18 protein-coding genes are annotated in these 16944 nt (G+C 53.1%); 15 read left to right on the top strand and 3 right to left on the bottom strand.

Translation table 11 applies throughout. The features are described from left to right. Positions 1 to 6 precede the first annotated feature (6 nt). Complete coding sequence (locus tag O6D90_RS01405; RefSeq protein ID WP_016154843.1) at positions 7 to 381, top strand: DUF2500 domain-containing protein; 375 nt, start codon at positions 7 to 9, stop codon at positions 379 to 381. An 84-nt stretch (positions 382 to 465) separates the two neighbouring features. Here the strand turns inward: O6D90_RS01405 and O6D90_RS01410 are convergent, their stop codons facing one another. Both O6D90_RS01410 and rsmD read right to left on the bottom strand, forming a co-directional pair. Next, positions 466 to 741 (bottom strand): DUF1145 family protein, encoded by a 276-nt coding sequence (locus O6D90_RS01410; protein WP_016154842.1) that lies wholly within the window; start codon positions 739 to 741, stop codon positions 466 to 468. Then, a complete protein-coding gene (gene rsmD / locus O6D90_RS01415) occupies positions 731 to 1327 on the bottom strand; it encodes a 16S rRNA (guanine(966)-N(2))-methyltransferase (RefSeq protein WP_016157666.1) in 597 nt (198 codons plus the stop codon). The genes O6D90_RS01410 and rsmD overlap by 11 nt, the downstream gene beginning before the upstream one ends. Before the next feature lie 276 nt (positions 1328 to 1603). On the opposite strand from rsmD, the gene ftsY reads away from it, so the two are divergent. The 5 genes from ftsY to livJ all read left to right on the top strand — a co-directional run bounded on the left by ftsY (position 1604) and on the right by livJ (position 7321). Then, positions 1604 to 3118 carry a signal recognition particle-docking protein FtsY gene (gene ftsY / locus O6D90_RS01420; RefSeq protein WP_016157665.1) on the top strand — a complete coding sequence of 505 codons (1515 nt, stop codon included), beginning with the start codon at positions 1604 to 1606 and terminating at the stop codon, positions 3116 to 3118. 2 nt (positions 3119 to 3120) lie between these two features. Then, positions 3121 to 3789, top strand: coding sequence for a cell division ATP-binding protein FtsE (ftsE, locus tag O6D90_RS01425; RefSeq protein WP_003023420.1), 669 nt, complete (start codon positions 3121 to 3123; stop codon positions 3787 to 3789). Continuing rightward, positions 3782 to 4840 carry a permease-like cell division protein FtsX gene (ftsX, locus tag O6D90_RS01430; RefSeq protein ID WP_016154839.1) on the top strand — a complete coding sequence of 353 codons (1059 nt, stop codon included), beginning with the start codon at positions 3782 to 3784 and terminating at the stop codon, positions 4838 to 4840. The genes ftsE and ftsX overlap by 8 nt, the downstream gene beginning before the upstream one ends. Before the next feature lie 255 nt (positions 4841 to 5095). Then, the gene (gene rpoH, locus O6D90_RS01435) at positions 5096 to 5950 is read left to right on the top strand and encodes an RNA polymerase sigma factor RpoH (RefSeq protein WP_003023425.1); all 855 of its coding nucleotides are present in this window, start codon (positions 5096 to 5098) and stop codon (positions 5948 to 5950) included. Between the two features lie 267 nt (positions 5951 to 6217). Then, positions 6218 to 7321, top strand: a complete 1104-nt coding sequence (livJ, locus tag O6D90_RS01440) for a branched chain amino acid ABC transporter substrate-binding protein LivJ (RefSeq protein ID WP_029139730.1) — start codon at positions 6218 to 6220, stop codon at positions 7319 to 7321. 157 nt (positions 7322 to 7478) lie between these two features. Here livJ and panM read toward each other — a convergent pair whose 3' ends face one another. Beyond that, positions 7479 to 7862, bottom strand: coding sequence for an aspartate 1-decarboxylase autocleavage activator PanM (panM, locus tag O6D90_RS01445; protein ID WP_016154837.1), 384 nt, complete (start codon positions 7860 to 7862; stop codon positions 7479 to 7481). Between the two features lie 424 nt (positions 7863 to 8286). Between panM and livK the strand changes: the two genes are divergently transcribed. The 9 genes from livK to ugpE all read left to right on the top strand — a co-directional run bounded on the left by livK (position 8287) and on the right by ugpE (position 16943). Beyond that, complete coding sequence (livK, locus tag O6D90_RS01450) at positions 8287 to 9396, top strand: high-affinity branched-chain amino acid ABC transporter substrate-binding protein LivK (protein ID WP_016157663.1); 1110 nt, start codon at positions 8287 to 8289, stop codon at positions 9394 to 9396. 61 nt (positions 9397 to 9457) lie between these two features. Then, positions 9458 to 10384 carry a high-affinity branched-chain amino acid ABC transporter permease LivH gene (livH, locus tag O6D90_RS01455; RefSeq protein ID WP_003023435.1) on the top strand — a complete coding sequence of 309 codons (927 nt, stop codon included), beginning with the start codon at positions 9458 to 9460 and terminating at the stop codon, positions 10382 to 10384. Next, positions 10381 to 11658, top strand: a complete 1278-nt coding sequence (livM, locus tag O6D90_RS01460; RefSeq protein WP_016157662.1) for a branched chain amino acid ABC transporter permease LivM — start codon at positions 10381 to 10383, stop codon at positions 11656 to 11658. The genes livH and livM overlap by 4 nt, the downstream gene beginning before the upstream one ends. Further along, positions 11655 to 12422: a high-affinity branched-chain amino acid ABC transporter ATP-binding protein LivG gene (livG, locus tag O6D90_RS01465; protein WP_003023438.1), complete on the top strand. Its 768-nt coding sequence runs from the start codon at positions 11655 to 11657 to the stop codon at positions 12420 to 12422. The genes livM and livG overlap by 4 nt, the downstream gene beginning before the upstream one ends. Positions 12423 to 12439: 17 nt before the next feature. Then, the gene (gene livF, locus O6D90_RS01470) at positions 12440 to 13153 is read left to right on the top strand and encodes a high-affinity branched-chain amino acid ABC transporter ATP-binding protein LivF (protein WP_085951092.1); all 714 of its coding nucleotides are present in this window, start codon (positions 12440 to 12442) and stop codon (positions 13151 to 13153) included. Between the two features lie 101 nt (positions 13154 to 13254). Continuing rightward, complete coding sequence (locus tag O6D90_RS01475) at positions 13255 to 13536, top strand: hypothetical protein (RefSeq protein ID WP_016157661.1); 282 nt, start codon at positions 13255 to 13257, stop codon at positions 13534 to 13536. A 248-nt stretch (positions 13537 to 13784) separates the two neighbouring features. Next, on the top strand, positions 13785 to 15101 hold the full coding sequence (gene ugpB, locus O6D90_RS01480) for a sn-glycerol-3-phosphate ABC transporter substrate-binding protein UgpB (RefSeq protein ID WP_016157660.1): 1317 nt from the start codon (positions 13785 to 13787) through the stop codon (positions 15099 to 15101). A 112-nt stretch (positions 15102 to 15213) separates the two neighbouring features. After that, complete coding sequence (gene ugpA, locus O6D90_RS01485; RefSeq protein WP_016154830.1) at positions 15214 to 16101, top strand: sn-glycerol-3-phosphate ABC transporter permease UgpA; 888 nt, start codon at positions 15214 to 15216, stop codon at positions 16099 to 16101. Further along, complete coding sequence (gene ugpE / locus O6D90_RS01490) at positions 16098 to 16943, top strand: sn-glycerol-3-phosphate ABC transporter permease UgpE (RefSeq protein WP_003023450.1); 846 nt, start codon at positions 16098 to 16100, stop codon at positions 16941 to 16943. Before ugpA ends, ugpE begins: the two co-directional genes overlap by 4 nt. Position 16944: the final 1 nt, after the last annotated feature.

Below are 16944 nucleotides of genomic sequence, written 5' to 3' on the forward strand. Positions count from 1 at the left end.
AATAATATGAGCAAACCACCACTTTTTTTCATTGTTATCATTGTCTTAATCGTTGTTGCTGCGTCGTTTCGCTTCGTTCAGCAGCGGCGTGAAAAAGCCGATAATGATACTGCGCCGTTAGTGCAAAAGCAGGTGGTGGTGAGTAACAAACGGGAAAAACCGCTTAACGATCGGCGATCCCGCCAGCAGGAAGTGAGCCCGGCGGGGACCAGCATGCGCTATGAAGTCAGTTTTAAGCCACAAAGTGGCGGCTTCGAGCAGACGTTTCGTCTGGATGCCCAGCAGTACCATGCGTTAACGGTCGGGGATAAGGGAACGCTGAGTTACAAAGGTTCGCGTTTTGTTGATTTTACAGTGAACGCTAAGGTTTCATCTGACTGATGCCGGATGGCGGCTTACGCTTTGTCCGGCCTGGAGATTTTGTCGCCCCGGCCTGCTAAGCGCCGCCGGGCGAAAAGATTACAGTTACTTTTTCAACTGATCTTTAATCTTCTTCTGCCAAACCAGTAACTCAAAGACGCCGAACAGAAAAATACGGATTTTCTCTCCGCGGGTCATCTGCGGGCCATCTTTAGGCATGGTGCTTTTTAACAGCGCCAGTTGCATGCCGTGCATCAGCACCATAAAAATCAGTGCGACGTTAACGAAGATGTTAAGCGGGCGTGGAAAGGGTTGGAAAATATTGAGTAGTAAAAATGCCCAGACGCACAACATCAGCAGGCGTCCCAGGTTAATCAGCATCGTGTTCTCCTCGTGCTTCACGTTGGTAAAGGCGATAGGCGACCTGTCCGGCGACTTTTTCACGGTACAGCGACCAGTTCACCGGAACCGGCGGCAAACCGTTTTCTACTTCGCTTTCAACGTAAATATACGCTTCATTTGCCAGCCAGCCATGAGTTTCCAGAAGAGTTAATGTTTCTTCCAGTAATCCTTTGCGAAACGGCGGGTCAACAAACACCACGTTATGCGGCGTACCCGTCTGGGCCAAAAATGTCAGGGTATTGGTGTTGACGACCCGGGCATGGGGGGCTTTCAGCGTGGCGAGATTGTTTTGTAGCTGCTGTGATACCGCGCGATCCATTTCCAGAAGCGTCGCATTTGCCGCATAGCGAGAGAGGGCTTCCAGTCCCAGCGCGCCGCTGCCGGCGAAGCAGTCCAGGCAGTGAGCATCGACCATTACCGGGGCCAGCCAGTTAAATAAGGTTTCGCGTACGCGGTCGGTGGTTGGGCGCAGACCGGGACTATCCGGAACCGGGAGTTTACGGCCACGCCATTGGCCGCCAATAATGCGGATCTGGCCGCTACCAGAGTGATTCGGTTTTTTCATTTCAATTATTGCTCAATCCGCTGCTGACGTGTCATTCCAGGCGGTGATGTGAGTTAAGTTAACCCGTCGCCTTTCAAGTTACCTCTTCGTTGGCTGCACTTACTCACCCGAATCACTTACTAAAAGTAAGCTCATCGGGATTCGTGCGCTTGCCACCTTGACGTAACTCGAAATTCATTGGGTATAAGTGATAGACTATTTCATCATTTTTTTAGCTGCTATGTACATAGCGTTGACGCTGTGCCATGAAGCAACAGCGGGGGAGTGTAGTCGCAAATGGCGAAAGAGAAAAAACGTGGCTTTTTTTCCTGGCTGGGCTTTGGTCAAAAAGAGCAGGCACCGGAAAACGAGACAGAATTAAAAAACGAAGAACAACAACCGGTTGCTGAAGAAACTACCGTCGTTGACGAACAGCCGCGCGCCGAGGAAACCCGTAGCGAGGCGGAAACGGAAGCTTTTGCAGCTGAAGTTGTTGAAGTGACTGAACAGGTTGCGGAAATCGAAAAACTGCAGCCGGAAGCAGAACCTGTTGCCGAACAATCGCAGCCGGAGATTGAGCGGGTTGCTGAACCCGTAGTGGAAACGCCAGCGGCGACGGTTATCGAACGCGAAGAATTGCCGCTGCCGGAAGAGGTGAAAACCGAAGAGGTTTCTGCCGAAGAGTGGCAGGCCGAAGCGGAAACCGTGGAAATCGTTGAGGCGGTTGAAGAGGAAGCCGAAAACGAACCGCACCTGACTGATGAAGAGCTGGAAGCGCAGGCGCTGGCTGCTGAGGCAACTGAAGAAGCCGTGATGGTGGTGCCGGTAGAAGAACCTGCCGTAGAAGCACCGACAGAAGAAGAGGGAGTCCAGGAGCAGGAAAAACCAACGAAAGAAGGTTTCTTTGCGCGTCTGAAACGCAGCCTCCTGAAAACAAAAGAAAACCTTGGTTCCGGATTTATCAGTCTGTTCCGTGGTAAAAAGATCGACGATGATCTGTTTGAAGAGCTGGAAGAGCAACTGCTGATCGCCGACGTGGGCGTAGAAACGACCCGCAAGATTATTGCGAATCTGACGGAAGGTGCCAGCCGTAAGCAGCTCAAAGACGCGGAAGCGCTGTACGGCCTGCTGAAAGAAGAGATGGGCGAGATTCTGGCGAAGGTGGAAGAACCGCTGAATGTTGATGGCAAGACGCCGTTTGTTATCTTAATGGTTGGCGTCAACGGCGTGGGTAAAACCACCACTATCGGAAAGCTGGCGCGTCAGTTTGAGCAGCAGGGTAAATCGGTGATGCTGGCGGCGGGCGATACCTTCCGTGCGGCGGCGGTAGAGCAGCTGCAGGTCTGGGGTCAGCGTAACAACATCCCGGTGATTGCTCAGCATACCGGCGCGGATTCCGCGTCCGTCATCTTTGATGCTATCCAGGCGGCGAAGGCGCGTAATGTAGATGTGCTGATCGCTGATACCGCAGGGCGTTTGCAGAACAAATCGCACCTGATGGAAGAATTGAAAAAAATCGTTCGCGTCATGAAGAAGCTCGACGAAGATGCGCCTCATGAAGTTATGCTGACTATCGACGCCAGCACCGGGCAGAATGCGATAAGCCAGGCCAAACTGTTCCATGAAGCCGTGGGCTTAACCGGTATCACCCTGACTAAGCTGGACGGTACAGCGAAGGGCGGGGTCATCTTCTCGGTTGCCGATCAGTTTGGCATCCCTATCCGCTATATCGGTGTGGGCGAACGTATCGAGGATTTACGTCCGTTTAAAGCGGACGATTTTATAGAGGCACTTTTTGCCCGAGAGGATTAACAATGATTCGCTTTGAACATGTCAGCAAGGCCTATCTCGGTGGGAGACAAGCGCTGCAGGGAGTTACCTTCCATATGCAGCCTGGCGAGATGGCATTTCTGACCGGCCACTCTGGCGCGGGGAAAAGTACCCTGCTGAAGCTGATTTGTGGAATTGAACGGCCCAGCGCCGGGAAAATCTACTTCAGCGGGCATGACATCAGCCGTTTGAAAAACCGTGAAGTGCCGTTTCTGCGTCGTCAGATTGGCATGATTTTTCAGGATCACCACCTGTTGATGGACAGAACCGTGTTTGACAACGTGGCAATCCCGCTGATCATCGCGGGCGCCAGCGGGGACGATATTCGTCGTCGCGTGTCAGCGGCGCTGGATAAGGTCGGACTGTTGGACAAAGCGAAAAACTTCCCTATTCAGCTCTCCGGCGGTGAACAACAGCGCGTGGGCATCGCCCGTGCGGTGGTGAACAAACCGGCGGTATTGCTGGCGGATGAACCAACAGGGAACCTGGATGACGCGTTGTCGGAAGGGATCCTTCGCCTGTTTGAAGAGTTTAACCGCGTCGGGGTCACGGTATTAATGGCCACGCACGATATTGGCCTGATCTCCCGTCGCTCCTATCGCCAAATGGTTCTGAGCGATGGACATCTGCATGGAGGCCTGGCCCATGAATAGACGTGACGCTATTAATCAAATCAAACAGTTCGGTGGCCGACTGGATCGCTTCCGTAAATCGGGCGGCGCGCCGGGAGATGGCGGTCGTAACGCGCCAAAGCGGGCGAAAGCCGCGCCAAAGCCGAACTCGCGTAAAACCAATGTCTTTAACGAGCAGGTACGCTACGCGTTCCAGGGCGCGTTACAGGACCTGAAAAGCAAGCCGCTGGCGACGTTCCTGACGGTGATGGTTATTGCCATCTCCCTAACGCTGCCAAGCGTATGCTACATGGTTTATAAGAACGTCGATCATGCGGCAAGCCAGTATTATCCTTCTCCGCAGATCACCGTTTACCTGCAAAAAACGCTGGATGATGATGCAGCGGCGCGGGTAGTTGGTCAGTTGCAGGCCGAGCAGGGCGTGGAGAAAGTGAATTATCTTTCCCGCGATGACGCGCTGGGCGAATTCCGTAACTGGTCCGGCTTTGGCGGCGCGCTGGATATGCTGGAAGAGAACCCGCTACCGGCCGTGGCGGTGGTTATCCCGAAACTGGACTTCCAGGGCACGGAGTCGCTGAACACGCTGCGCGACCGTATCGCACAAATCAACGGTATTGATGAAGTGCGCATGGATGACAGCTGGTTTGCCCGTCTGGCGGCGCTGACTGGCCTTGTCGGACGCGTCTCCGCGATGATTGGCGTGCTGATGGTAGCGGCGGTCTTCCTCGTCATCGGTAACAGTGTGCGCCTGAGTATTTTTGCGCGTCGCGATACCATTAACGTGCAGAAACTGATTGGCGCGACGGATGGGTTTATCCTGCGTCCGTTCCTCTACGGCGGTGCGCTGCTCGGTTTTTCCGGCGCATTTCTTTCACTGATTTTGTCAGAAATTTTGGTGATGCGCCTGTCGTCAGCGGTTACTGAGGTGGCACAGGTTTTTGGAACTAAGTTTGATATCAACGGCTTATCATTTGACGAATGCCTGTTATTGCTGCTGGTGTGCTCGATGATTGGCTGGGTGGCAGCCTGGCTTGCCACGGTTCAACATTTACGCCACTTTACCCCCGATTAAAAAATCTCTGGTATAATCTTTCCCTGCACTGAGTAGTTCGCTCTGCAGGGAAAGAGTCCCTGTTATCTCTTCCCAGCGTATTCATTGTGATGTCACATTTTGTGCGTAATCTATACACATTACGACATGGAACTTGTGGATAAAATCACTGTCTGATAAAAGATTGAATGATATTCTCGTTGCTCATAAGCTCTGGCATGGTTGTTGCTATTGGTTTTAGCCAACGCGTCAGATGAAAAGATTGAGAGGATTTGAATGACCAAAGAAATGCAAAATTTAGCTTTAGCCCCTGTTGGTAACCTGGAATCTTACATCCGGGCTGCGAACGCGTGGCCGATGTTGTCGGCTGACGAGGAGCGGGCACTGGCTGAAAAGCTGCATTACCAGGGCGATCTGGAAGCAGCTAAAACGCTGATCCTGTCTCACCTGCGCTTTGTTGTTCATGTTGCTCGTAATTATGCGGGCTATGGCCTGCCGCAGGCGGATCTGATTCAGGAAGGCAATATCGGCCTGATGAAAGCCGTGCGCCGTTTCAACCCGGAAGTGGGTGTGCGCCTGGTTTCTTTCGCCGTGCACTGGATCAAAGCTGAGATCCACGAATACGTTCTGCGTAACTGGCGTATCGTAAAAGTCGCGACCACCAAAGCGCAGCGTAAGCTGTTCTTTAACCTGCGTAAAACCAAGCAGCGTCTGGGCTGGTTCAATCAGGACGAAGTTGAAATGGTTGCTCGTGAGCTGGGTGTTTCCAGCAAAGACGTGCGCGAAATGGAATCCCGTATGGCGGCGCAGGACATGACGTTTGACATGTCTTCAGACGACGAGTCTGACAGCCAGCCGATGGCGCCGGTTCTGTATCTGCAGGATAAATCATCTAACTTTGCCGACGGCATTGAAGAAGATAACTGGGAAGATCAGGCCGCGAACAAACTGACCCACGCAATGGAGGGTCTGGACGAGCGTAGCCAGGACATCATTCGCGCCCGTTGGCTGGACGAAGACAACAAGTCGACGTTGCAAGAACTGGCCGATCGCTACGGCGTCTCTGCTGAACGTGTTCGTCAGCTTGAAAAGAACGCCATGAAAAAACTGCGTGCGGCGATCGAAGCGTAATCTTCCGCCGACCTGGAAATGCTGATAAACCCTGGATGAAAATCCGGGGTTTTTTGTTTTTATCTCTCCCTCTCCTCTGACGTTTATGCTATTTGTCATCAGGTTGTTATCTGCATGTCAAATTTAGCTATTCCAAAATAATAAAAATCGGGTATGTTTTAGCAGAGTATGCTGCTAAAGCACGGGTGGCTATCCAATAATCGAAATAAAGTGCTGAACAACAACATCACAACACACGTAATAACCACAATAATGGGGATTGTCAGGATGAATATGAAGGGTAAAGCGTTATTGGCAGGATGTATCGCCCTGTCTTTGAGCAATATGGCGTTTGCTAAGGATATTAAAGTTGCCGTCGTCGGGGCGATGTCTGGCCCGGTAGCACAATATGGCGATCAGGAATTTACCGGCGCAGAGCAGGCAATTGCGGATATCAACGCCAAGGGAGGCGTGAAAGGTGACAAACTGGTCATGGTGAAATATGACGATGCCTGTGACCCGAAACAAGCGGTAGCGGTTGCGAACAAAGTGGTCAACGACGGGATTAAATACGTAATCGGTCACCTGTGCTCTTCTTCCACTCAGCCTGCGTCAGACATCTATGAAGACGAAGGCATTCTAATGATCACCCCAGCGGCAACGGCGCCGGAGCTGACCGCGCGCGGCTATAGCCTGGTAATGCGTACCACTGGTCTGGATTCCGATCAGGGCCCAACGGCCGCCAAATATATCGTTGAAAAAGTGAAGCCGCAGCGCATCGCGATTATTCATGATAAGCAGCAGTACGGTGAAGGTCTGGCCCGCGCGGTGCAGGATGGCCTGAAAAAGGGTAACGCCAACGTGGTGTTCTTTGACGGGATCACCGCCGGGGAAAAAGATTTTTCTACGCTGGTAGCGCGTTTGAAGAAAGAGAATATCGATTTCGTTTACTACGGCGGTTACCACCCGGAAATGGGGCAAATCCTGCGTCAGGCACGCGCCGCGGGTCTGAAAACCCAGTTTATGGGGCCAGAAGGTGTAGCGAACGTGTCGCTGTCTAACATCGCCGGTGAATCTGCAGAAGGCTTACTGGTAACGAAACCGAAGAACTACGACCAGGTTCCGGCGAACAAACCCATCGTAGATGCTATCAAAGCCAAGAAACAGGATCCGAGCGGCGCATTCGTATGGACCACCTACGCCGCGCTGCAATCTTTGCAGGCCGGTCTGAACCAGTCTGATGATCCGGCTGAAATTGCCAAGTATCTGAAAGCAAACTCGGTGGAAACCGTGATGGGGCCGCTGTCATGGGATGCGAAGGGCGACCTGAAAGGCTTCGAATTCGGCGTGTTTGACTGGCATGCAAACGGGACGGCGACAGACGCCAAGTGATTTTCCCGGCGCCTTTCGTGCCGCAGGTGTGTTGGCTGCGTTATTCAACCCCGGTCACTTACTTATGTAAGCTCCGGGGATTTTATAACTTGCCGCCTGCCTGCAACACAAAATTCTTGGGAAAATACTCGTAATACAATTGGTTGGGGGCGGTTTTCTACCGTTTCTCCCAGCCATTCTCCTGGGCCGTAAATCCTAACACCTGCATAAATGCGGCCATCACGCTGCGGTCTTCAACGCCGACGTCGGCCATCCACCACGAACTCACGTCAGGGTTTTCCCGGATCACTTCTTCGATCAAATACTGCCCGACGCCGCGACGGCGGGTGATATCGCGCACGCGCAATGAATCCAGTGCGCCTTGTGTGCCGCTCAGGGTTACCCGCACGGCGCCTAACAGACGCTCGTTAAAGCGTGCGGCGTAGATCCGGTGCGTTTCATCTACGCTTAATGATGAGGCGGAATATTCCGGCCAGATTTTGCCCAGATCAATCAGGTCCTGGTCGCTAAAGTTATCTAAACGAACGATGGTCAGCTTCATTAACAGCATGTCCAAATCACAAAAGATGGAATCAGTGTACCGAAATAATTCGCCCGGATGCTTTCTCTTTTTAATGCGATTAACCAGGTTAATAGTTTTGTAACAACGACAATGACAGATTGAAACAGTAGAGATTGAAAAACAGGCAGGATAATACCCTGGAATGCAGCATTTTATTCCGCTCTTTGTGCCGTTATTTTATGCTGACAAATGCACTTTTTTTTGTTTATCTATAGTGAAAAGCAGAATATTATCTTTTCTTAATCGACTGAAAAATAGAGATTTTAGCCGTAATTTGCTTAAAAAACTGCGCTAAACCATTAACGAGACTGGTAAAAATAGTACAGTTTAAAAAAAGCACAGTCTGCTTTTTAACCACATAAATACAAAATATATACATCATCACGAATGGGGATTCAGGAAAATGAAACGGAATGCGAAAACAATCATCGCAGGGGTGATAGCACTGGCAATGTCACACGCGGTCATGGCGGAGGATATCAAGGTCGCTGTTGTCGGGGCGATGTCAGGTCCGGTCGCGCAGTGGGGTGATATGGAATTTAATGGCGCACGTCAGGCCATTAAAGATATCAATGCCAAAGGCGGGGTCAAAGGCGACAAACTGGTTGCCGTCGAATATGACGACGCCTGCGATCCGAAACAGGCCGTTGCGATAGCGAACAAAATCGTCAATGACGGCATTCAGTACGTTATTGGTCATCTGTGCTCATCCTCCACGCAGCCCGCATCAGATATCTATGAAGACGAAGGCATTCTGATGATTTCCCCGGGCGCGACCAACCCGGAACTTACCCAGCGCGGTTACGCACACATTATGCGTACAGCGGGCCTGGACTCCTCTCAGGGGCCGACCGCCGCGAAATACATTCTGGAGAAGGTGAAGCCGCAACGCATCGCCATCATTCACGATAAACAGCAATACGGTGAAGGCCTGGCGCGTTCAGTGCAGGAGAGCCTGAAAGCGGGCAAAGCCAATATCGTCTTCTTTGACGGGATCACTGCCGGGGAAAAAGATTTTTCTGCGCTGATCGCCCGCCTGAAAAAAGAAAATATCGATTTTGTTTATTACGGCGGCTACTACCCGGAAATGGGACAAATGCTGCGGCAGGCTCGCTCCGTCGGGCTGAATACCCAGTTTATGGGACCTGAGGGCGTGGGCAATGCGTCGCTGTCTAATATTGCCGGTGATGCCGCTGAAGGCATGCTGGTGACCATGCCAAAACGCTATGACCAGGATCCGGCGAATAAAGCTATCGTCGATGCGCTCAAAGCTGACAAGAAAGATCCAACCGGACCGTACGTGTGGATCACTTATGCAGCCGTCCAGTCATTGGCGACAGCAATGGATCGCAGCGGTAGCAAAGAGCCGTTGGATCTGGTGAAAGATCTGAAAGCACACGGGGCTGACACCGTGATTGGGCCGCTGAAATGGGACGAAAAAGGCGATTTGAAGGGATTTGAGTTTGGTGTCTTCCAGTGGCACGCGGACGGATCATCGACCGTCGCGAAGTAATAGCTGAAGACGAGTTATCCCACCGCCCGTGCAAAACGGGCGGGTTAAGAAAGGTTACCTTATGTCCGAGCAGTTCCTCTATTTCTTGCAGCAGATGTTTAACGGCGTCACGCTGGGAAGCACCTACGCGCTGATCGCTATCGGTTACACGATGGTGTACGGCATTATCGGCATGATCAACTTCGCCCATGGCGAGGTGTATATGATCGGCAGCTATGTCTCCTTTATGATCATCGCTGCGCTAATGATGATGGGTATTGATTCCAGCTGGCTACTGGTCGCGGCGGGCTTTGTCGGCGCGATTGTGATTGCCAGCGCCTACGGCTGGAGCATTGAACGCGTAGCGTATCGGCCCGTGCGCAGCTCTAAGCGCCTGATCGCGCTGATTTCCGCTATCGGGATGTCCATCTTCCTGCAAAACTATGTCAGCCTGACGGAAGGTTCGCGCGATGTGGCGCTGCCCAGCCTGTTTAACGGCCAGTGGACCGTCGGCAGTAGCGAAAACTTCTCTGCTTCCATCACCACCATGCAGTTGGTTATCTGGATTGTAACCTTCCTGGCGATGCTGGCGCTGACGCTGTTTATCCGTTACTCCCGTATGGGCCGTGCCTGCCGTGCCTGCGCGGAAGACCTGAAAATGGCCAGCTTGCTCGGCATAAATACCGATCGCGTGATTGCGCTGACCTTTGTGATTGGCGCGGCAATGGCGGCGGTAGCGGGCGTACTGCTCGGCCAGTTCTACGGCGTAATTAACCCCTATATCGGCTTTATGGCCGGGATGAAAGCCTTTACCGCGGCGGTACTGGGCGGCATCGGCAGCATTCCTGGGGCGATGATCGGCGGTCTGATTCTGGGTGTCGCGGAAGCGCTCTCCTCTGCTTATCTGAGTACCGAATACAAAGACGTGGTTTCATTCGCGCTGCTGATTCTGGTGCTGCTGGTGATGCCGACCGGTATTCTGGGTCGCCCGGAGGTAGAGAAAGTATGAAACCGATGCATTTTGCAATGGCGCTGCTCTCTGCCGCTATGTTCTTCATCCTGGCGGGCGTCTTTATGGGCGTCCAGTTGGAGCTTGACGGCACCAAACTGGTGGTGGATAGCGCCGCGGATATCCGCTGGCAGTGGGTGTTTATCGGCACTGGCGTGGTTTTTCTCTTCCAACTGTTGCGTCCAGCTTTCCAGAAGGGCCTGAAGAGCGTCTCTGGACCGAAGTTTATTCTGCCGGCGATTGATGGCTCCACCGTTAAACAGAAGCTGTTCCTGGTCGCGCTGCTGGTGATTGCCGTGGCGTGGCCGTTTATGGTGTCGCGCGGTACGGTTGATATTGCCACGTTGACGATGATTTATATCATCCTCGGCCTCGGCTTAAACGTGGTGGTGGGGCTTTCCGGTCTGCTGGTGCTGGGCTACGGCGGCTTCTATGCCATCGGTGCTTACACCTTCGCGCTGCTGAACCACTATTACGGACTCGGCTTCTGGACCTGTCTGCCGCTGGCGGGGCTGGTTTCCGCTGCTGCGGGCTTTATGCTCGGCTTCCCGGTACTGCGCCTGCGCGGTGACTATCTGGCGATTGTGACTTTAGGCTTCGGCGAAATCGTCCGTATCCTGCTGCTCAACAACACCGAAGTGACCGGTGGCCCGAACGGTATCAGCCAGATCCCGAAACCGACCTTTTTCGGTCTGGAGTTCAGCCGTACTGCCCGTGAAGGTGGCTGGGATACCTTCAGCAACTTCTTTAACGTGAAGTACGATCCCTCTGACCGCGTTATTTTCCTCTATCTGGTGGCGCTGCTGCTGGTGGTCTTCTCGCTGTTTGTCATCAACCGTCTGCTGCGTATGCCGTTGGGTCGTGCGTGGGAAGCGCTGCGCGAAGATGAAATAGCCTGTCGCTCGTTGGGCTTAAACCCTACGCGCATCAAGCTGACCGCCTTTACCATCAGCGCCGCGTTCGCCGGTTTTGCCGGTACGTTGTTTGCCGCGCGTCAGGGTTTTGTCAGCCCGGAATCCTTCACCTTTGCCGAGTCGGCCTTTGTGCTGGCGATTGTGGTACTGGGCGGAATGGGCTCACAGTTTGCAGTGATCCTCGCGGCCATCCTGCTGGTGGTGTCACGCGAGCTGATGCGTGATTTCAATGAATACAGCATGTTAATGCTGGGTGGTTTAATGGTACTGATGATGATCTGGCGTCCGCAGGGCTTGTTGCCGATGACCCGTCCGCAGTTGAAGCTGAAAAACGGGGAAGCAAAAGGAGAGCAGGCATGAGTCAGCCATTATTATCCGTCAACGGCCTGATGATGCGCTTCGGCGGTCTGCTGGCGGTAAACAACGTTGAACTGGAGCTGAGACCACAGGAGATCGTCTCGTTAATCGGGCCAAACGGCGCGGGAAAAACCACGGTCTTTAACTGCCTGACCGGTTTTTATAAGCCGACGGGTGGGACGATTAAGCTGCGCGACCAGCATCTGGAAGGGCTGCCGGGTCAGCAAATTGCGCGGATGGGCGTGGTGCGTACTTTCCAGCACGTGCGTCTGTTTCGCGAGATGACGGTGATTGAAAACCTGCTGGTGGCGCAACATCAGCAGCTGAAAACCGGCGTCTTCTCCGGCCTGTTGAAAACCCCGTCGTTCCGTCGCGCGCAGAGTGAAGCGTTGGATCGCGCCGCCACCTGGCTGGAGCGTATTGGTTTGCTGGAGCACGCCAACCGTCAGGCCAGTAACCTGGCCTACGGCGACCAGCGCCGTCTGGAGATTGCACGTTGCATGGTGACCCAGCCGGAAATCCTGATGCTCGACGAACCCGCCGCAGGCCTCAACCCGAAAGAGACCAAAGAGCTGGACGAGCTGATTGCTGAACTGCGTAACCATCACAACACCACCATTTTGTTGATTGAGCACGACATGAAGCTGGTGATGGGTATTTCCGACCGTATTTACGTGGTGAATCAGGGCACGCCGCTGGCGAACGGGACGCCGGAACAGATTCGTAACAACCCGGACGTGATCCGCGCCTATTTAGGTGAAGCATAATGGTGGTGACGCATAATATGGAAAAAGTCATGTTGTCCTTTGACAAAGTCAGCGCCCACTACGGCAAGATACAGGCGCTGCACGACGTCAGCTTGTATATCAATCAGGGTGAAATCGTGACGCTTATCGGCGCCAACGGCGCGGGAAAAACCACGCTGCTTGGTACGCTGTGCGGCGATCCGCGAGCGACAAGTGGGCGAATTGTCTTTGATGGGAAAGACATTACCGACTGGCAGACGGCGAAAATCATGCGCGAAGCGGTAGCGATTGTTCCGGAAGGGCGTCGCGTGTTTTCCCGCATGACGGTGGAAGAGAACCTGGCGATGGGCGGCTTCTTTGCCGAAAAGGACCAGTTTCAGGAACGCATCAAGTGGGTGTATGACCTGTTTCCCCGCCTGCATGAACGTCGAATTCAGCGTGCGGGCACGATGTCCGGCGGTGAACAGCAGATGCTGGCGATAGGCCGTGCGCTGATGAGTCAGCCGCGGCTGCTGCTGCTTGATGAGCCGTCGCTGGGTCTGGCGCCGATTATCATCCAGCAGATCTTCAACACCATCGAACAACTGCGCGAGCAGGGGATGACAATCTTCCTCGTCGAACAGAACGCTAACCAGGCGCTGAAGCTCGCCGATCGCGGCTACGTGCTGGAAAACGGTCATGTGGTGTTGGAAGACACTGGTGATGCGTTACTGGCTAACGAAGCAGTGCGCAGCGCGTATCTGGGCGGTTAACATTCTCTGAATGGACAAGGGGGCCTGATATGGCCCCTTTTTATTGCTCTATGTTATTATTGAGAATAGTTATCAATAATAAAAGTGAACATGGAGAAAGGATGATACGTTCCGGTATCTGCATGATGATTGGCGGTTTGTTTTGGACGCTTTCATCAAATACCCTGGCCTTAACACCGCCAGCGTTCGACCCGCGCGACCCTTCAATCTGGGAAGAGAAACCGGACAACTCGTTAGCGCAGTCCAGCTCGCCCTGTGAAGTGTTCACCTCCTCTGTCTGCCCGGGCTGGGAAGATGAGAAATCGGATATTCAGCGCGAACGTGAGCGGCGGGAACAGCAGCGTTTACAGAATGAATATGAACGACGCTGGCGTAAAGATTAATGTTCTTTGCTGGCTGCAACAGATAACGTCATCCTGGCCGGGTAAGACATAGCGCTACCCGGCTTTGTTGTGCACCACCCCGCATTTTCCTGTCACTACGCTTTCACCGCCTTGCCATCTGTTTGTCGCCTTACTATCTTTTTTTTGTAATAAAAAAGTTATTTTTCTGTCATTCGAGCATGTCATGTTACCCCCGCGAGCATAAAACGCGTGATATCGCGCATCCGGCACAACAAGAGAGATAACCGATGATATCGTTACGACATACAGCTTTAGGACTGGCACTTAGCCTGGCGTTTGCAGGTCAGGCTCTGGCCGTCACCACTATCCCGTTCTGGCACTCAATGGAAGGTGAACTGGGTAAAGAAGTTGATTCACTGGCGCAACGTTTTAATGCCGCCAATCCCGACTACAAAATTGTTCCGCAGTACAAAGGCAACTACGAGCAGAGCCTGAGCGCAGGTATTGCGGCTTTCCGTACCGGAAACGCACCTGCGCTACTGCAGGTTTATGAAGTGGGCACGGCAACGATGATGGCCTCGAAAGCCATTAAACCGGTCTATGAAGTATTCAAAGAGGCTGGTATTAGCTTCGATGAGTCTCAGTTCGTGCCGACGGTTTCCGGTTATTACACCGACTCTAAAAGCGGACACTTACTCTCCCAGCCGTTTAACAGCTCCACGCCGGTGCTGTACTACAACAAAGATGCCTTCAAAAAAGCCGGTTTAGATCCTGAGCAGCCGCCAAAAACCTGGCAGGATCTGGCGGAATACACCGCGAAGCTGAAAGCAGCAGGCATGAAGTGCGGCTACGCCAGCGGCTGGCAGGGATGGATTCAGATTGAAAACTTCAGCGCCTGGAATGGTCTGCCGGTAGCCACCAAAAACAACGGCTTTGACGGTACTGACGCGGTGCTGGAATTCAATAAACCGGAACAGGTGAAACATATCGCCCTGCTGGAAGAGTTGAACAAAAAAGGGGATTTCAGCTACTTCGGGCGTAAAGACGAGTCTACCGAGAAGTTCTATAACGGGGATTGTGCCATTACCACCGCCTCTTCCGGTTCTCTGGCTGACATCCGCCACTACGCCAAATTCAACTATGGCGTCGGCATGATGCCGTACGATGCCGATGTGAAGGGCGCGCCGCAGAACGCGATTATCGGGGGAGCCAGCCTGTGGGTGATGCAGGGTAAAGACAAAGCAACCTACGAAGGCGTGGCGCAGTTCCTCAACTTCCTGGCGAAGCCTGAAATTGCTGCCGAATGGCACCAGAAGACCGGCTACCTGCCCATTACCACTGCCGCGTACGACTTGACCCGCGAGCAGGGCTTCTATGATAAGAACCCTGGGGCTGATATCGCCACCCGCCAGATGCTGAACAAGCCACCGTTGCCGTTCACCAAAGGGCTGCGTCTGGGCAACATGCCGCAGATCCGCACCATCGTAGATGAAGAACTGGAAAGCGTCTGGACCGGGAAGAAAACCCCGCAGCAGGCGCTGGATGCTGCCGTTGAGCGTGGCAATCAGTTACTGCGCCGCTTTGAGCAATCGACTAAATCGTAATGTGAAATGCCGGGTGGCGGCTGCGACTTACCCGGCCTACAAATGCGTGTAGTTTGTAGGCCGGATACGGTGTGTGCACCGCAATCTGGCACCTTCCAGGAAAAGAACCTACATGTCTTCATCCCGTCCGGTGTTCCGCTCGCGCTGGCTTCCCTATTTGCTGGTGGCCCCGCAGTTGGTTATCACCGTTATTTTCTTTATCTGGCCCGCCGGTGAAGCGCTGTGGTACTCACTACAATCCGTTGATCCGTTTGGTCTTTCTAGCCAGTTTGTCGGACTGGAAAACTTTATCGCGCTGTTTCATGACCCGTACTACCTTGATTCATTCTGGACCACCATTAAGTTCAGTACGCTAGTCACGGTAAGCGGTTTGCTGGTGTCGTTATTTTTTGCGGCGCTGGTGAATTACGTGGTGCGCGGCAGCCGTTTTTACCAGACGCTGATGCTGTTGCCTTACGCCGTCGCGCCCGCCGTCGCCGCCGTATTGTGGATCTTCCTGTTTAACCCAGGGCGCGGGCTGATTACCCATTTTCTCGGTGAGTTTGGCTATGACTGGAACCATGCGCAAAACAGCGGTCAGGCGATGTTTCTGGTGGTGTTTGCGTCGGTCTGGAAGCAGATTAGTTACAACTTCCTGTTCTTCTTTGCCGCACTACAGTCTATTCCGCGGTCGCTGATTGAAGCCGCCGCGATTGATGGTGCGGGACCGGTTCGCCGCTTCTTTAAGCTGGCGCTGCCGCTGATTGCACCGGTCAGCTTCTTTCTGCTGGTAGTGAATCTGGTTTATGCCTTCTTTGATACCTTCCCGGTGATCGATGCCGCCACGGCGGGTGGGCCGGTACAGGCGACCACTACGTTGATTTATAAGATCTATCGCGAAGGCTTTGTCGGGCTGGATCTCTCCGCCTCGGCCGCCCAATCGGTAGTGCTGATGTTCCTGGTCATTATTTTGACGGTGGTGCAGTTCCGCTATGTGGAAAGTAAGGTGCGTTACCAATGATTGAGAATCGTCGTGGGCTGACAATATTCAGCCATGCCATGTTGATTATGGGGATCATGGTGATCCTGTTTCCGCTGTACGTCGCGTTTGTCGCGGCGACGCTGGATAACAAAGCAGTCTTTGAAACGCCGATGACACTGGTTCCCGGCACACAGCTGCTGGAAAACATGAAATACATCTGGGTCAACGGCGTGGGCGTTAACAGCGCGCCGTTCTGGCTGATGATGCTCAACAGTTTCATCATGGCGTTCAGTATTACAGTAGGGAAAATCACCGTCTCTATGCTCTCCGCATTCGCCATCGTCTGGTTCCGCTTTCCATTGCGTAACCTGTTCTTCTGGATGATTTTTATCACGCTGATGCTGCCGGTAGAGGTGCGTATTTTCCCGACGGTGGAAGTGATCGCCAACCTGAAAATGCTCGACAGCTATGCGGGTCTGACGCTGCCGTTAATGGCATCGGCGACTGCGACGTTCTTGTTCCGGCAGTTTTTTATGACCCTGCCGGATGAACTGGTTGAGGCGGCGCGTATTGACGGCGCGTCACCGATGCGTTTTTTCCGCGATATTGTACTACCGCTGTCAAAAACCAATCTGGCGGCGCTGTTTGTGATCACCTTTATCTACGGCTGGAACCAGTATTTGTGGCCGTTGTTAATTATTACCGATGTCAATTTGGGCACTGCGGTGGCAGGTATCAAAGGCATGATTGCTACTGGTGAAGGCACCACGCAGTGGAATCAGGTAATGGCAGCCATGCTGCTGACGCTCATCCCTCCGGTAATCATCGTGTTAGCCATGCAGCGTGCCTTTGTACGTGGCCTGGTCGATAGTGAGAAATAAA

The sequence above is a fragment of the Citrobacter sp. 21OH12SH02A-Citro genome, assembly GCF_027919895.1.
Taxonomy (GTDB): Bacteria; Pseudomonadota; Gammaproteobacteria; order Enterobacterales; family Enterobacteriaceae; genus Citrobacter; species Citrobacter braakii.

What these genes read in the sequence shown, in the direction of transcription:
- O6D90_RS01405 (WP_016154843.1), top strand. Translation starts at nt 7, where the DNA reads ATGAGCAAACCACCACTTTTTTTCATTGTTATCATTGTCTTAATCGTT.
- O6D90_RS01410 (WP_016154842.1), bottom strand. Translation starts at nt 741, where the DNA reads ATGCTGATTAACCTGGGACGCCTGCTGATGTTGTGCGTCTGGGCATTT.
- rsmD (WP_016157666.1), bottom strand. Translation starts at nt 1,327, where the DNA reads ATGAAAAAACCGAATCACTCTGGTAGCGGCCAGATCCGCATTATTGGC.
- ftsY (WP_016157665.1), top strand. Translation starts at nt 1,604, where the DNA reads ATGGCGAAAGAGAAAAAACGTGGCTTTTTTTCCTGGCTGGGCTTTGGT.
- ftsE (WP_003023420.1), top strand. Translation starts at nt 3,121, where the DNA reads ATGATTCGCTTTGAACATGTCAGCAAGGCCTATCTCGGTGGGAGACAA.
- ftsX (WP_016154839.1), top strand. Translation starts at nt 3,782, where the DNA reads ATGAATAGACGTGACGCTATTAATCAAATCAAACAGTTCGGTGGCCGA.
- rpoH (WP_003023425.1), top strand. Translation starts at nt 5,096, where the DNA reads ATGACCAAAGAAATGCAAAATTTAGCTTTAGCCCCTGTTGGTAACCTG.
- livJ (WP_029139730.1), top strand. Translation starts at nt 6,218, where the DNA reads ATGAATATGAAGGGTAAAGCGTTATTGGCAGGATGTATCGCCCTGTCT.
- panM (WP_016154837.1), bottom strand. Translation starts at nt 7,862, where the DNA reads ATGAAGCTGACCATCGTTCGTTTAGATAACTTTAGCGACCAGGACCTG.
- livK (WP_016157663.1), top strand. Translation starts at nt 8,287, where the DNA reads ATGAAACGGAATGCGAAAACAATCATCGCAGGGGTGATAGCACTGGCA.
- livH (WP_003023435.1), top strand. Translation starts at nt 9,458, where the DNA reads ATGTCCGAGCAGTTCCTCTATTTCTTGCAGCAGATGTTTAACGGCGTC.
- livM (WP_016157662.1), top strand. Translation starts at nt 10,381, where the DNA reads ATGAAACCGATGCATTTTGCAATGGCGCTGCTCTCTGCCGCTATGTTC.
- livG (WP_003023438.1), top strand. Translation starts at nt 11,655, where the DNA reads ATGAGTCAGCCATTATTATCCGTCAACGGCCTGATGATGCGCTTCGGC.
- livF (WP_085951092.1), top strand. Translation starts at nt 12,440, where the DNA reads ATGGAAAAAGTCATGTTGTCCTTTGACAAAGTCAGCGCCCACTACGGC.
- O6D90_RS01475 (WP_016157661.1), top strand. Translation starts at nt 13,255, where the DNA reads ATGATACGTTCCGGTATCTGCATGATGATTGGCGGTTTGTTTTGGACG.
- ugpB (WP_016157660.1), top strand. Translation starts at nt 13,785, where the DNA reads ATGATATCGTTACGACATACAGCTTTAGGACTGGCACTTAGCCTGGCG.
- ugpA (WP_016154830.1), top strand. Translation starts at nt 15,214, where the DNA reads ATGTCTTCATCCCGTCCGGTGTTCCGCTCGCGCTGGCTTCCCTATTTG.
- ugpE (WP_003023450.1), top strand. Translation starts at nt 16,098, where the DNA reads ATGATTGAGAATCGTCGTGGGCTGACAATATTCAGCCATGCCATGTTG.